Source organism: Amycolatopsis decaplanina DSM 44594, from assembly GCF_000342005.1.
GTDB classification, from domain to species: domain Bacteria; phylum Actinomycetota; class Actinomycetes; order Mycobacteriales; family Pseudonocardiaceae; genus Amycolatopsis; species Amycolatopsis decaplanina.
Window position 1 is genome coordinate 1 of sequence record NZ_AOHO01000054.1, and the last position, 13,922, is coordinate 13,922.

General features: G+C 70.7%; 10 protein-coding genes. 3 read left to right on the forward strand and 7 right to left on the reverse strand.

Going from position 1 to position 13,922, the window contains the following annotated elements:
• Positions 1-214: hypothetical protein (locus H074_RS41590; protein ID WP_235096793.1), on the forward strand; the 214-nt coding region annotated here is incomplete at its 5' end.
• A gap of 175 nt (positions 215-389) precedes the next feature.
• Here H074_RS41590 and H074_RS16885 read toward each other — a convergent pair.
• The 4 genes from H074_RS16885 to H074_RS16900 are packed head-to-tail and all read right to left on the reverse strand — an operon-like array spanning position 390 to position 8,853.
• Positions 390-1,751 carry a GH1 family beta-glucosidase gene (locus H074_RS16885; RefSeq protein WP_007031249.1) on the reverse strand — a complete coding sequence of 454 codons (1,362 nt, stop codon included), beginning with the start codon at positions 1,749-1,751 and terminating at the stop codon, positions 390-392.
• Between the two features lie 11 nt (positions 1,752-1,762).
• Positions 1,763-3,022: an ABC transporter substrate-binding protein gene (locus H074_RS16890; RefSeq protein WP_007031250.1), complete on the reverse strand. Its 1,260-nt coding sequence runs from the start codon at positions 3,020-3,022 to the stop codon at positions 1,763-1,765.
• A gap of 32 nt (positions 3,023-3,054) precedes the next feature.
• On the reverse strand, positions 3,055-6,708 hold the full coding sequence (locus H074_RS16895) for an ATP-binding protein (RefSeq protein WP_007031251.1): 3,654 nt from the start codon (positions 6,706-6,708) through the stop codon (positions 3,055-3,057).
• A gap of 60 nt (positions 6,709-6,768) precedes the next feature.
• The gene (locus tag H074_RS16900; RefSeq protein ID WP_007031252.1) at positions 6,769-8,853 is read right to left on the reverse strand and encodes an ATP-binding protein; all 2,085 of its coding nucleotides are present in this window, start codon (positions 8,851-8,853) and stop codon (positions 6,769-6,771) included.
• Between the two features lie 320 nt (positions 8,854-9,173).
• On the opposite strand from H074_RS16900, the gene H074_RS16905 reads away from it, so the two are divergent.
• Together H074_RS16905 and H074_RS16910 are read left to right on the forward strand one after the other, a co-directional pair.
• Entirely contained in the window at positions 9,174-9,425 is a 252-nt protein-coding gene (locus H074_RS16905; protein ID WP_039922673.1) for a hypothetical protein, read from the forward strand.
• An 82-nt stretch (positions 9,426-9,507) separates the two neighbouring features.
• Positions 9,508-10,143 (forward strand): helix-turn-helix transcriptional regulator, encoded by a 636-nt coding sequence (locus H074_RS16910; protein ID WP_007031254.1) that lies wholly within the window; start codon positions 9,508-9,510, stop codon positions 10,141-10,143.
• Positions 10,144-10,170: 27 nt separating this feature from the next.
• On the opposite strand, the gene H074_RS16915 is transcribed toward H074_RS16910, so the two are convergent.
• The 3 genes from H074_RS16915 to H074_RS16925 all read right to left on the reverse strand — a co-directional run bounded on the left by H074_RS16915 (position 10,171) and on the right by H074_RS16925 (position 13,886).
• Positions 10,171-10,755 carry a helix-turn-helix transcriptional regulator gene (locus H074_RS16915; protein WP_007031255.1) on the reverse strand — a complete coding sequence of 195 codons (585 nt, stop codon included), beginning with the start codon at positions 10,753-10,755 and terminating at the stop codon, positions 10,171-10,173.
• Positions 10,752-13,280 carry an ATP-binding protein gene (locus H074_RS16920; RefSeq protein WP_235096794.1) on the reverse strand — a complete coding sequence of 843 codons (2,529 nt, stop codon included), beginning with the start codon at positions 13,278-13,280 and terminating at the stop codon, positions 10,752-10,754. The genes H074_RS16915 and H074_RS16920 overlap by 4 nt, the downstream gene beginning before the upstream one ends.
• Positions 13,281-13,358: 78 nt before the next feature.
• Positions 13,359-13,886, reverse strand: coding sequence for an EF-hand domain-containing protein (locus tag H074_RS16925; protein WP_200865787.1), 528 nt, complete (start codon positions 13,884-13,886; stop codon positions 13,359-13,361).
• Positions 13,887-13,922 lie beyond the last annotated feature (36 nt).

The window sequence follows — 13,922 nt, forward strand, 5'->3', positions numbered from 1 at the left end:
CGGCGATGTCAGGTCCGCTGTGTCGGAACGGCTGAAGACTGTTGGGTGCCGCCATGTGTTTGGTTACTGGTTCGTGGGTGTCGAAGTCGGCGTGTGCGTGGCCGAGTCGGTGTGTATCGATGGCTCGCTCGAAGTTGCCGGTCGGCCACCGATAGTCCTCGAGGAGTGTCGCCGTTTTCTGGCGATGTCAGGTCCGCTGTGTCGGAACGGCTGAAGACTGTTGGGTGCCGCCATGTGTTTGGTTACTGGTTCCTGGGTGTCGGCATCGGCGTGCGCGAGGCCGAACCGGTGTGTATCGATGGCTCGCTCGAAGTTGCCGGTCGGCCACCGGCAGTCCTCGAGGAGTGTCGCCGTTTTCCGGCGACGTCAGACCCGCCCTGTCGGAACCGCTAGAGACCGTTCCGCGCCACCACGTCCGCGTAGAACCGGGCGCTGTCCTTGAGCACCCGTTCCTGGGTGTCGAAGTCGACGTGCACGAGGCCGAACCGCTGCGTGTACCCCATGGCCCACTCGAAATTGTCCAGCAGCGACCAGGCCATGTAACCGCGGATGTCGGCACCGCCTTCGATCGCGTCGTGCACGGCGGCGAGGTGCTCGGCGAAATACCGCACGCGTTTTTCGTCGTGCACCCGGCCGTCGACGACCTCGTCCTCGAACGCGGCACCGTTCTCGGCGATCACGAGCGGCAGACCGGGGCAGTGTTCGTGCAGCCACAGCAACAGCCGGGTGAAGCACTCCGGCCGCTGTTCCCAGCCGAGCGAGGTCAGTTCGCCGCGAGGCGGCTGGACGTCCATCCCGCGCAGGCCGGGCAGCGGGCAGTTGCTGTCGGCCTCGGGGTCTTCCAGCGGGACCGCGCGGGCCGGCGCGTAGTAGTTGACGCCAAGGACGTCCAGCGGCTGCGCGATGATCTCCAGATCGCCGTCGGCGATCGCCGGTTCCAGCGTGCCGAGATGCGCCAGATCCGCCAGCAGTTCGGGCGGATAGCCGCGGCCGAGCAGCGGATCGAGGAAGAACCTGTTGTGCAGGAAGTCGAACTTGCGCGCGGCCTCGCGGTGCGCGGCATCGTCCACATCGGTCAGCACGGGGGCGAAGTTGAGCACGATGGACACTTCCTGCTCGCCACCGTTCGCCCGCAGCGCCTGCGCGGCCTTGCCGTGCGCGAGCAGGAGATTGTGCCCGGCGACCAGCGCGGCTCCCTCGTCCCGGATGCCCGGCGCGTGGTCGCCGTTGCCGTAGCCGATGAAGGCGGCGCAGAACGGTTCGTTGATCGTGGTCCACTGCCGCACCCGGTCGCCGAGTGCTTTGTGGACGGTCAGCGTGTAGTCGGCGAAAAGACTCGCGAGATCACGGTTCGGCCAGCCGCCTTCCGCTTGCAGCGCCTCCGGCAGGTCCCAGTGGTAGAGCGTCACCATCGGGGTGATCCCGTGTTCCAGCAACGTGTCGACAAGGCGATCGTAGAAGGCGAGGCCGCGTGGTTCGACCGTGCGGCCGTCCGGCATGACCCGCGACCACGCGACGGAGAACCGGTAGTAGGGCACGCCGAGTCCGCTCAGCAGGCCGATGTCCTCGCGGTAGCGCCGGTAGTGGTCGCAGGCCGGGTCGCCGGTGGCGCCGTCGAGCACCAGACCGGGCCGCGCGGTGAAAGTGTCCCAAATGGACGGTCCGCGGCCGTCCGCCGTCGTCGATCCCTCGATCTGGTATGCCGCCGTGGCCGTGCCCCAACGGAACCCGGCCGGAAACCCGCGTGTCACGCCGCCTCCACTCAGTTGGCGGCCGCGGCGCGGCCTTCGGTCGCGGCCTGGTTCCACGCCTGGTCGAGCGATTGCTTTCCCTCTTCGACGCGGCCGAGCGCGTGCCCGTAGACCGGCCTCACCTCACCGTCGCGCAGCCCGCGGTAGTTCGGCCGCAAGGCCTCGGCGGACGCGGCGAAGATCTTGCCGATCGGTGCGCCGCTGAAGTACTGGCTGGTGTGGGAGAGCACCGCGCTGTCCTGGTAGGCGCCCAGCGCGCTCGGCAGCAGCCCGCTTTCCAGGAAGATCCGTTTCTGCTGTTCGGGCGCGGTGAGCCAGACGGCGAGGTCGTAAGCCTCCTTGCGGTGCGCGCCCTGCTTCGGGACGGTCAGGAAAGAGCCGCCCCAGTTGCCCGCCTTGCCCGGAACCGAGGTGACATCCCACTTGCCCGCGAGCTCCGGGCCTCCCGCCTCTTCGATCTGGGTGAGCATCCAGGCGGGACAGGTGATGGCGGCGAACCGGCTCTGCTTGATCGCGACCGTCCACGGCTGGGTGAAGGTGGTGACCGCCGCGGTCTCCTTCTTCAGCGCCATCCCGCCCGCCAGCTCGAAGGCCTTGCGCACGTTGGGGTTCGTGTCGGCGATGAACTTGTCGTCCTTGGAGAAGTAGTTCTCCTGAGCCTGGTTGAGCATCGCCGTGTAGACGGTGCCCGCCGAATCGGCGAATTTGACGTCGTCCGGCGCCTTGGCACTGAACCGCTCGCCGGTTTCGGCGAACTTCTCCCAGGTCGGCCACAGCGCGGCCACCTGGTCGCGATCGGTCGGCAGGCCGGCGTTTGCGAACAGGTCGCGGCGGTAGCAGAGGGCGAGGCTGCCCATGTCGGTGCCGAGGCCCATCACGAACTTCCCGTTCTCGGCGGTGCCCTGGTCCCATTTCCAGGCAGGCCACTGCTCGCGGAGACCCTGCGCGCCGAACTCGGACAGATCGGTGAACTTGTCCCCTGACTGGCGGAACTTGGGGAGGTACTGCTCCTCGATCGCCACCACGTCCGCGCTGCCGCGTCCGGCGCCGAGCCCGGTCGCGAGCTGGCGGTGATGTGTCTCGAAGTCGGCGACCCGGCCCTCGATGGTGATCCCCGGATGCGCCTTCTCGTAGTCGTCGAAGAGTTTTTCGTACCCGAACTCGCCGAAGGTGGCGACGGTGAGTTTGAGCGGACCGCCGGATTCCGGCGTGCCCGAGCAGCCGGTGAGCAGCAGCATGAGGGCCGTCAAGCCGGCCAGCACGCGGGTCATGGTTCTCCTCGGTCGTACGGTGATGAACGCGGTCACGCGAGTCTTCTCGGCAGCTGATCGCCGACGGTCAGGCGGGAATCGGCGTGCAGCTTGGTCAGCACCCTGGACACCAGCGACTGCACCGTCCTCCTGGGCAGGCTCAGCTCCGCGGCGATCTCCGGGTTGGACAGCTTCGCCGCCACCAGCCGCGCGACCCGCAGTTCCAGCGGGGACAGCGCCCCGCTGTGCAGGGGACCCCGCTCGGCGCGGCTGAGCACGCCGTAGCGGCGCAACCTGCTTTCCGCCCGGCGGATGCTCCAGGTGGCCCCGACCGGCCCGAGTACCTCGCACGCTTCGGTGAGCGAGCGAGTGGCCGCTTCGAGGTAACCGGCGCGGCCGAGCAGTTCGGCGGCGTCCTCCAACGCGGCCGCGAGTTCGATCGGGCGGCGGACCTCGCGGTAATGATCGGCCGCGGCCAGCATGCCTTCGGGATCGCCGTCGATCAGCGCCCGGCATCGGAGGGCGGCCACCGTGGCCCTGGCGGGCACGGTCTCCTGGCTCGCCTCCTCGGCGCAGACGGCGAGCGCTTCCCGCGCGACGGCGTCGTCGCCTGCCGCGAGCGCGACGCGGACGACGTCGGGAAGCCATTGGTGACGCAGCATCATCCGGGCGTAGTCGGGGCGCAGCACCGGCGCGAACAGTCGCAGCGCGTCGTCGAGTTCGCCGCGTTGTTCCGCGGCCATCGCCTGTGCCGCGAGGTAGAAGTCGCAGCTCTCGCGCTCGGACGAGTTCGACGGCGAGTGCGCCTCGGCCGCTTCCAGATGGGCGCGGACGGAGACGCGTTCGTCGCGATGGCCCGCGATGAGGGCGGCGACCCCGTGCAGCAGCAGGGCGGCGGCGCCCGGCTCGCGGACACCGTAGAAGGTGATCGCCGGGCCGTCCTCGGTGACGGAGTCCAGTTCGGCCAGCGCCTCGTCCCAGCGACCGGTCCAGTAGTAGTGCACGGCCGCCGAGACCTGCGGACCGGTCGGCAGGCCGTGCCGTGCGGCCGTCTCGTACCCGGCGTGGAGCGTGGCGTCCGCCTCGCCGAGCCGGTCGAGGTTCTGCAGGGTGAAGAGGCGGTTGTCGAGCAGGTCGAAGCGCAGCGTCGCCAGGTCGGCCTCGTCGCCGGTGGTTTCGAGCGCGGCGTCGATCGCGGTCAGGGCCCGGTCGTGCTCGCGGCGGATCGAGTGCACGAGCCACAGCGTCTGCTGCGCGTGCGCGGCGGGATACCGTTCACCCGCTTCGACGGCCTCGGCGTGCAGGCCCCGCGCGATCCGTTCGGTCTCGTCGAGATCGTCGAGGGTTCCGCGCCGGAAGTTGGCGAGCAGCGTCCGGGTGCTCGTGCGCCACAGTTCCGGCATCGACGGATCGTCCGCGGTGTCGGCGAGCGCCTCGATCGCGCCGGGCGTGTCACCCCGGCGGTACCGCAGCGCGGCGAGGACGTGCCGCATCTGCGCCAGATCGGCCTTGTGGCGGACGGTCTTCACCGCCTGTTCGGCCTCGGCCTCCGGATCCTGTTCGAGCCGGAACAGCACGCGCACCAGCGCGGCGATCAGCGTCTCCCGCTGCTCGCCGGTGGGCACCGTGCTGTCGAGCGCGCCGCGGAGCAGATCGGCCGCGATATGCGGGGCACGGTTGGACACCGCGACGTGGTTGGCGGTGAGCCAGCCCACCAGCCACGGGTCGAACGGCACCGGCCCGGCCGCCAGCTGCTCGGCGACCCGTTTGATCGGCGCGCCCGCCCGCGCGAGCGATTCGGCGGCGCGCCGGTGCAACGCGGCGCGGACCGGCTCGGCGATGCCGCCGTAGAGCGCCTGCCGCTGGAACGGATGGTGGAAGGCGAGTTTGTCACCGGCGTACTCGATGACGCCCGCGGTGGTGGCGGGCTCCAGCTCCTGCAGGACCTCCAGCGGGCCCTTGTCCGCCAGCGCGGCGAGGTCCTCGACGGCGAACTCCGCGCCCAGCAGCGACGCGGTGCGCAGGATCCCGGTCGTGACCGGGTCGAGGGTTTCCAGTGTCCGGCCCACCGCGGCCAGCAGCGACCGCGGCGCGTTCTCGGTGCCGTCCACCGTCACCTCGGCCACGCCGTCCTTGATCCGCACGGCACCCGTCCGGACCAGGTCGTGCGCGATTTCCCTCGCGTAGAGCGGATTACCGGCCGCGCGCCGGACCAGCGGGCGCAGGCTCGGCCCGAGCTTCGCCGCGAGGATCACCTCGAACACGGCGGCGATGTCGTCGTCGGTCAGCACCTCGACCGGCATGATCTCGCCGTCCCTCGCCTCGATCCCGCGACGCAGCTGGGCCAGGTCCCGGCGGCCGTGCCCGGTGCGCGTGGCGGCGACCAGCAGCAGCGGCAGCTGGCGGGTGGCCGCGGCCAGGCGCTGCCACAGCAGCACACTCGCCTCGTCGGCCCAGTGGAGGTCGTCGATCACCAGCACCAGCGGGCCCGCGGCGCAGGTCTCGTCGACCAGCGCCAGCAGTTTGTCCACAGTGGACAAGATCGGGTCGGCGGGGCCCCAGTTCCCGTGCGCGGGTTCCGCGTTCAGCTCACCGGCCAGTTCGGCCTTGGCCGGATCCGCCGCGCCGTGGTGCACCCCGAGGCATTCCATGATCACCTGCAGCGGGAACCGTTGCCGTAGCTCGTCGGCCGCGGTCCAGGCGAGCTGGCAGCCGCGCGCCGCGGCGCCCGCCAGCCCGGCGATCAGCAGTTCCGATTTGCCGATGCCCGGTTCGCCTTCGAGCCAGACCGGACGGCCGCGGCCGGCGAGCACGTCGGTGACGAACCCGTCCAGCCGTTCGACCTGCCTGGCACGGCCGGGCAGGTGGCACTGGCCGCCGCGTTCGATCGCCTTGGCCACCGGCGGCGGCACGACCCGGACCGGAACCGGTTTCGATCCGGTGACAGGTTTTTCGCTGCCATCCAGGATGCGCTGGTGCAGATCACGCAGCGGGGCACCGGGTTCGACGCCGAGTTCGTCCCGGAGGATTCGCCTGGCCTCGCGGTACGCGCTGAGCGCTTCGATCTGACGCCCGCTGGCGTGCAGGGCGCGCATCAGCGTCTCGTGCAGCGATTCCCGCAACGGGTGCCGCCGCACCAGCGTGGTCAGCTCGGCCACCAGTTCGCGGTGGTCGCCGAGGCCGAGCAGGGCCGTGGCGCGCAGTTCGGTGGCGGTCAGCTGGAGTTCGGCGAGCCGGACGCGTTCCGCTTCGGCGAACGGGCCGGGTACGCCGGAATAGGCCTCGCCGCGCCACAGGCCGAGTGCGGCGGTGAGCCGCGCGGCCGCGCCTCGCTGATCGGCGTGGGCGAGCAGTCGCCGGGCGGCCGCCGCGTCCTGTTCGAACCGGCTGACGTCGAGCGCTTCACGGTCCAGCCGCAGCACGTAACTCGATCCGGACGAACTGAGCACCTCGTGCGCGTCGCCGCCCGCCTTGCGGATCGCGCCGCGCAGACCGGAGACGTAGGTGTGGACACTGCCGGTGGCGCTGGCGGGCGCCGACTCGCCCCAGACGTCCGAGATCAGCTCGCCGAGCGAGATCGCCTGGCCGCGGCGCCCCGCCAGGGTGGCGAAGACCGCGCGCTGACGGGCGGGCCCGAGCTTCAGCTCGACGTCTTCGAGCCAGGCACGAGGCGGCCCGAGCAGCTCGACGCGCAGCCCGTTCGTCACGCCGGCTCCATTTCTCGTCATGCACCGAAAGTGGCCGGATCACTACTGTGTCCCCGCAGTTTAGGACGTCCTTGGGCCGGTCGGGTTGCGCACCCGGGCGAGTGCGTGCAGCGGCGCGCACCAGGGCTGCGCGGGCCCCAGTGCGCGAGTGGCGGTCCAGGAGGCCGCGGTGCCCGATTCGGGCAGCAGCAGCGCGGCGAGTTCGCCCGCCAGGCTCTGGTGCTGCTCCTCGGTGAGATTCCGTTGGTGGGAAAGCAAGTGGAGCAGTTCGACCGCCGGTCCGGTGGACAGCACGCGGATGTTGTCGAGCAGCCACTGCGGGATCCAGCGCGCCGTCAATTCGTCGCCGACCTGGAGCAGTTGCTCGGCGACGCGGTCCGCGGGCGCGCCGGAGCCCGCCATGGTCGCGGCGATCTCCTGGTGCAGCACGGCACGGATGGCGGGCGGGGTGTTCGCGGCGAACACCGAACGCACCAGTGGGACGCGGAACCGCAGACGTTCTCCCTCGGCTTCCAGCACCCGCGCGGCGAGCGCCTCTTCGACCGCTCCGATGAGCGCCCGCAGTTCGCGGCCGGTGACGCCCGTCAAGTCGGCGACCGTGAACGACGAACCGAGCAACGCGGCGGAATTCAGCGTTCGTTTGCACGGCACGGAAAGCGTGGCGAGATGATCTTCCACCACGGCGGCCAGCCGGCTGTGCGGCGAGGTGGCGGGCTCGCGGCCGTCGGCGAACTCGGCGAACAGTTCGCACAGGTAGCCGGCGTTTCCGGCGGTGTACTCGGCGGCGAACCCGAGGAAGTCCTCGCCGGGATCCCTGGCCAGGGTCTCCTCGGCGAGCGCGGCGACGGCAGGGCCGTCGAACGGCGGCAGCGAGACGACCTCGCCGTCGAGCCGCGAGCGGAGGACGTCGAGCGTGCGGCGACGGGGGAGCGGACGCGCCGAGCCGATCAGCAGCAGCGGCAGGTGCGCGGTGAACCGGTGAAGCCGCTGCCAGGCGAGGAGGCTTTCCTCGTCGGCCCAGTGCAGATCTTCGAAGACGAGCACCCGCGGCCCGTCTTCGCACAGCTCGGTGACCGTCTTGCCGAGGTCGTTGAGCGCTTCACCGCCGAGGCAGTCGGCGATGAGGCTCAGCGGGACCGCGCCGGTCAGCTCATCGGCTTCGACCCAGCGCGTGCGGCTCCTCGCCGTGGCGAGGGCCTCCGCCAGGAACGCGCTCTTGCCGCTGCCCGCCTCGCCGTCCAGCCAGACCGTCCCGCCGCGGCCTTCGTCCAGCAGGGCGGACAGGTGCCGTCGTATCCGGCCGAGTTCGAATTCCCGGCCGACGAAGGTGGACGGACGTTCGGGCAGGGCCTGTGTCGGCCGATGCCGCTCCGGCTGGTCCTGGTGGTGCAGCGCCGGATCGTCGTCCAGGACCCGCTGCCGCAGGGCCAGCAGCTCCGGGCCGGGTTCGAGGCCGGACTGCTCGATGATCGTCTCGCGCGCGCGGTCGAACGCGGCCAGCGCCTCGGCCTGCCTTCCGGACCGGAACAAGGCGGTGATCAGCATGCGGTGCAGGCCCTCGCGCAACGGATGGCGCTCGACCAGCACGGCGAGCTCGCCCACCAGTTCGCGGTAGCCGCCCAGGTGGAGAGCGACCTCGGCCTGCCGTTCGAGCGCGCTCATGCGCAATTCGTTCAGCCGGGCGCGCTGGGACTCGGCGAACGGGCCGGGGATCCCGTTCAACGCGGAACCCCGCCACTGCCCGAGCGCGGACCGCAGCGACTCCAGTTCCCGCCGGTGCGCGCCGGCGAGCCGGTGCGCGCGGGCACGTTCCAGCTCGGCTTCGAAGACGTGGACGTCGATTTGCTGCTTCGGCAGGTCGAGGCTGTAGCCGGCGCGCGTGGCGACGAGTGGTTCGCCTACGGGCTCCAGCGCGCGGCGCAGCGCGGAGACGTAGGTGTACACGATGCCGGTGGCGCTGTCCGGAGGCCGCTCGCCCCAGACGGCGTCGATGATCTCCTTGCGGGAGACGAGCTGGCCGGCGCGCAGGGCGAGCGTGGCGAACACGGCCTGCCGCTGGGCGGGACCCAGCGCTATCTCGCCGTCGCCGTGGCGGGCAGGGGAGCCGCCCAGCAGCCGCACCGTCAGCGAGGAAACCTCGTCCATGACCTGCCGCCTGTGCTTCCGACTGCCGAAAAGAGTGCCCTGCTCAGCGGAAATCCTAGTGGCGCCGATGTGGGTTTCGCAATCAATCGGGCACCCATCGTGTGGGTTTCTGCCGTCGGTCATGAGGCATTCTCGGGTTTTGCCTGACAGTTCGATACGGGTGGATTCACGTCCGTGAACGCCCGCGAGGTTCGGTGTCCGTTCATGTGGTTTTCGGCATCTGGTCAGCCGAGGGGCGACCGGGCAAAGCCCGGCGTTCTCGGGGGCAGAGTGTCCTGCGGCACTGGTCCAAGGCATGCGTGGCTGTGCATGCTGTGACAGTGAGCCAGGATCAGGAACACTTCGCCGGTGATGTCCTGCTCAGCCTCGCCCGAAACGGCAGGCTGGTGCTCGACGCCGATGAGGCCGAAGCCCGCATCGCCGAGCTTCGGCGGACGCTGGCCTTCGGCTACGCCCTCCTCGCCGACCCGGACTACACCGGACCCGAGGGCAGGCTCCGCGAGATCCTGGACGAGCTTCCCAAGTACGTCGAAGCGTTTCAGCAGGCCACGAAGTCCTTCACGCCTCGTTGAGAACTCGTGGAGAGTTCGTGAAGAGCTCCTTCGCAGAATGTGTCCCATCCGACTGGGGCCGCGGACAAGCGGAGGGGACGAAGTGGACACGGAAACCCGACAGATCACCGTGGCGGTACACGCGCCCGATCCGATCACCACGGCCGGCCTGGCCAGCCAGCTGGGCACGCAGCAGGGGATCGACATCCGGGACTGGGAACAGCGCGCCGAGACCGACGTGCTGGTGTTCGCCGCCGAATGGCTGACCCCGGAGATCGTGCTCTGGCTGCGACGGCTCGCCGCCGAGGGCGGCAAGCCGGTGGTGCTCGTGGTGAGCCAGATCAGCGAGGCGGAACTCGTGCCCGCCATCGAATGCCGGGTGGTGGCGGTACTGCCGCGGTCGGCCACGACCGGCGAACGGCTGGCACACGCCGTCCGCGCGGCGGCCACCGGCGGCGGGGTGCTCCCGCCGAGCCTGCTCGGCGAACTGCTCAAGCACGTCGAACGGCTGCAACGCGAGGTGCTCGACCCGATGGGCGTCAACACCGCCGGGCTCACCACGCGGGAGATCGACGTGCTGCGGCTGATGGCCGAAGGGAAGGACACCGTCGAGATCGCCGGTGAGCTCAGCTACTCGGAACGCAGCGTGAAGCACATCATCCAGGGCATCACCGGACGGCTGAAGCTGAAGAACCGGCCGCACGCCGTCGCGTACGCGGTGCGGGCCGGGGTGATCTAGAGGTTTCTCCCGCGGACGCGTCACCGTTCAGATCAGCCCGGCCCGGATGGCCTCGGCCACCGCTTCCGCCCGGTTCCGCAGGGCCAGCCGCCGCTGCGCGTGATGCAGGATGTTCTTGACGGTGCGCTGGGAGTAGCCCATCGCCGCGCCGATCTCCGCGGTGTCCTTGCCCTCCGCGATCAGCCGCAGCACGCTGATCTCGCGTTCGTGGAACAGCGCCGGGCCCTCCACCAGGGCGTCGTATCCGGCGGCCAGCCGCCCGGCGGAGGTCGCGGCCGCCGATCGCGCGGCCGTGACCTCGGCGATCAGCCGTTCCGGCCGGGCCGCCCGGTGCGGCAGCAGACAGCGCACCCCGGCGTCCGCGGCCGAGCGGTGGCCGGACGGCGGGAGCGGCCCGGCGATCAGGACGCCGGGCACGGCGCCCAGTTCGGCCACCGCCCGCCGCAGTACGGGGAGTTCTCGTCCGGCCGGGTCCTCGGCGGCCACCAGCACGTCCGCGCCCCGGCCGGCGGCCACTTCGAGCGTCGCGGCCTGCGACAGGATGCCGATCAGTCCCGCCGTGGTCAGCGGGTCGGCCGCGTAGACGGCCACCCGGATGTCCGGCGTGTTCACGAGGCGTATCGGCCGTTCAGCAGCGCCGTGGCCAGCTCGACCCGGGAGCGGTAACCGGTCCGGGTGAAGAGCAGGCTCAGCCGTCCGTCCACGCTTTTCCGGCTCGTCTGCAGGGTCTTCGCCAGCTGCTCGTTCGTCAGTCCTTCGCCCGCCAGCAGTGCCAGCAGGTCCTCGTTCTCGGCGGCCGTTTCCTCCTGATCGCCAGGGGGCACGATCCCGTTGTCCCGCATCAGGTTCCGCAGCCGCGCGCGGTAGAGCAGCGCGTCGAGCGAGCCGAGTGTCCCGTAGACCTCGGTCAGTATCTTGGGATCCGTCGCGTGGTGGCGCACCAGGCGTTCGGCCGCGAGGGCCAGTTCGAACGGCTGTTCGCGTTCGCGGGCCAGCCACAGGCATTCGCCGTCGGGCTCCTGGCCGAGGCAGGCCCGGACCAGATGACGATGCAGCAGCACCCGTCCGGTCGGCATCGCGGAAGCGAGTTCCTCCAGCGCGTCGAGTGCCTTCCGCGCCCCTGTCCGGTCGTTCTTCCGCAACGCGAGTTCCGCGAGATCGGCCCAGGCGATGTCCGTGCCGACGGCGAGTCCGCACGTGGCCGCGTGCAGGCGTTTGGCGGCGCGGTCGGTTTCGCCGAGGGCCATGTCGACCCGGGCTTCCGCGATGTCGAGCAGATGCGCCAGCATCGGTGCGGTGGCGCGGGCGGCGGTCAGCAGTTCCCGTGCCGCGGTGAACCGTCCCTGTGACAGCAGGACCGACACGGTCGACAGGTGCATCGCGGCCGAGCCGGTGTCGTAGCCGCGCCGCGAGCGGTCGGCCACGCTGCGGTGGGCGAAGTCGATCGCGCGAGCGGGTTGGCCGCGCATGACCGCGAGCATCGAACGTTCGCTGTCGCGCAGGCCGGTTTCGGGGAAGTCTTCGTCGGAGAGCAGCTTTTCCGCGCGTGCTCGTTCGCCCAGCACCAGCAAAGCGGTGACGTACGAGGTGATCTGGTCGTTCCGGTGCCGCCGCGCCGTCCTCAACGGCCATCGCTCGCGCTCGGTCAGGTTCGTGCCGAACCGTGCGGAACGACCGGCCCAGAGCTCGGCGAGACCGCCGAAAAGTTCGCCCAGCATCGCGGACACCGTCGACTCGGTGCGCCAGGAATCGTTCTCCGCCAGCAGTTCGGCCGCTTCCGCCCAGCGGTCCAGCAGGCTTAACGCGATCGCGCTCGAGGCCACCGACCAGTCCGGCGGGTTCGTGGCGATCCTCGCCAATTCGGCCGTGTTGCCGGAGTTGTGCAGCGCGCAGACGGCGATCGACTGGGTCTCCTGCGCGGCGTCGGCGGAAAGGCGGTCGGGGAATTCCTCCAGCAGCCGCCGGGTTCCCGCGAGACTTTGTTCGTGATCGCCGTTCAGATGACACCACATGGTGTGGAGAAGGGTCACCCTCGCCCGCTGCGGCCGGTCCTCGGTCAGTTCGACCGCGGCGCGCAGCCATCGCGCGCCGCGGGTGGTCTGGTCGTCCGGCAGGAAGGCCGCCTTGTCGAGCAGTTCGGCCAGCGCGCGCCGCGGGTCGATCAGTTTGCCCGCCTCGGCGATCCGATCGGGGAGATAGTACGGGGCGGAAGTGTGCGCGGTCCCGTTCCACAACGCGGTGACGGCGGCCGCGGAGAGGCGCCGGCGCTCGAAGGGGCCGAGTTCGGCGATCAGCGCATAGGCCACGACCGGTACGGTGAACCGCCAGCCCCGGCCGCGGTGCAGCACCCCGTCGGCTCGCAGGGTTTCCAGTATCGCCAGGGTTTCCGCGGGATCCTGCGCGAGCACCTCGCTGATCAGTGACGGCATCGCCGCACCGAGCGGATGCAGCACGGCGGCCGCCTTCGCGACGGCGAGCAGCTCGGGGTCCAGATGCACGGATCGCAGCGGCACCACGGTGCCGGGGACGAGGTACGCGCGCCGGTCGACGATCCGGATCGCGTCCTGCGCGCGCAGCAGGTCCAGCGCCTGGCGCAACGCCGCGGGCACCCCCCGGCTGAGTTCGTGCAGCCGGTCCCGCAGCAGGGCGCTCGGGACGGCGCCCAGCGCCTCGACGACCGGCCGCGTGATCTCCGCCGCCTTCAACGGCAGCAGCCGCACCGGATCCACCAGACCGTCGACCCGTAACCGCCGCACGATGGCGAGTCTCCCGGCCGCGTCACGGACCGGCGTTCGCGTGGCGCAGATCAGCCGGGCGGACGTACCGTCCAAGCGTCGGATCAACGCCGCCAGGACCGCGAGGGAGTCGCTTCCCATCCACTGGGTGTCGTCGAGCATCAGCACATGCCTGTCGCCGACGGCAGGGGGAGGCCATGGATGACTCCCAGGTGCGAGGTCTCCGTCCTGTGTGAAGCGCACGGTCGAAACCTCTCGCCCTGACGCGGAAAGCCGCTCGGACAGCCGGGCGAGCAGCGTGGTCCGGCCGACACCCGCCGGTCCGGTCACCCAGACGCAGGGCGCGCCCGTGCCGGTGACACGCTCCAGGATCCGCTCGGCCACCTCGTCCACGGCTGCCATCCTGAGCCGGTAGGACGTTCGCGGCGTGCCGGCCGGCCGGGTCTGGCCCGTATGGACGCCGGGTCCGCCCGAAAGCCGTCAGGCGGCGAGCGGGCCGAAGACCAGGGTGCCCGGCGCCTCCGCGTCGTCACCCGCCCAGAATTCCAGCCACAGCGCGGCGAACTCGTCCCGGGACAGCATTCCGTCGCCGTCGGAGTCCAGCAGCGGGAAGGTGGCGTCGGTGTCGGTGGGGCGGCCGTTCCACACCTCGATCAACCGGCGGTACTCGGCCGCGGAGATCAGGCCGTCCCCGTTCTCGTCGATCGCTTCGAACATCGCGTCGGCGGTCGCGGTCACGGCCTCGGGCATGTCCGGGAGCTTGTCCACCACCAGCAGGACCTCGTCGAGGGTGACCTTGTCGTCTCGGTCGAGATCCGATGCCGCCAGCAGCGTCGTCCACCAGTTCAGCATGATGCCGGTCAGGCGCCGTTCGTCACCCGGGCCGCGCCGCCGCGCCCAGCGCTCGGCCAAGGCCTGGAAGTCCCGTTCATCGAGGAAACCGTCGCCGTCGACGTCCATCGCGGCGAAGACACCCGAGATCTTGCGCCGCTGCAAGTCGCTTGCCATGCGTCCGAACGATAGGACCGGAAGCCGTAACGGCAC